The 517-nt window shown below is 60.9% G+C and carries 1 pseudogene; it reads left to right on the top strand.

Annotated features, from left to right (window positions below):
- Positions 1-54: 54 nt before the first annotated feature.
- A pseudogene (locus EXE44_RS20925) lies at positions 55-517 on the top strand (glycosyltransferase); the annotation flags it as partial.

The raw sequence follows: 517 nt of genomic DNA, 5'->3' as shown, positions 1-517 counted from the left end.
CCACGCTTAGGGGGCGACCACCGAACACACGGTCTTGTCAAGGAGTTCCCAGAGTTGGGTGACACCGTTGAGCGGTTCTGCCAGGGCGGGTCGCCAGCGATGTACAAGTCACTCGATCTCCGTCGGGAAGTAGGGATAGCGGACGGCTACACCGAGTACCGTCATCTCCACCCCCTCCACGAACTTCTGAAGGCGCCGATGCTCCTCGGCTATCCGAACGTCTTCCAATCGGGGGCACTGCGACTTGCGAACGACGGACTCGGGCGGATGTTAGACGAAGCCGATGTCGTCCTCGTCCGAGAACCGTGGCAGACGCCGTACGTACTCGACCGCACTGACGACGAAACGCCCGTGGTGTTCTCCAGTCACAACGTCGAAACGGAGCGGTTCGGCGACATTCATCAACCAGTGTTCGAAGAGTGGTTCGAGCGTCGCGTGGATGATTTAGAGCGGCGATCGGTACAGGACGCGGATGCGGTCGTCTGTACGAGCGAGCGCGACGCAGACGTATACCGCG

Origin of the sequence: Halorubrum sp. SS7, from assembly GCF_005435055.1 — an archaeon.
Lineage (GTDB): Archaea > Halobacteriota > Halobacteria > Halobacteriales > Haloferacaceae > Halorubrum > Halorubrum salinarum.
This window is presented reverse-complemented; position numbering and strand designations above follow the sequence as displayed.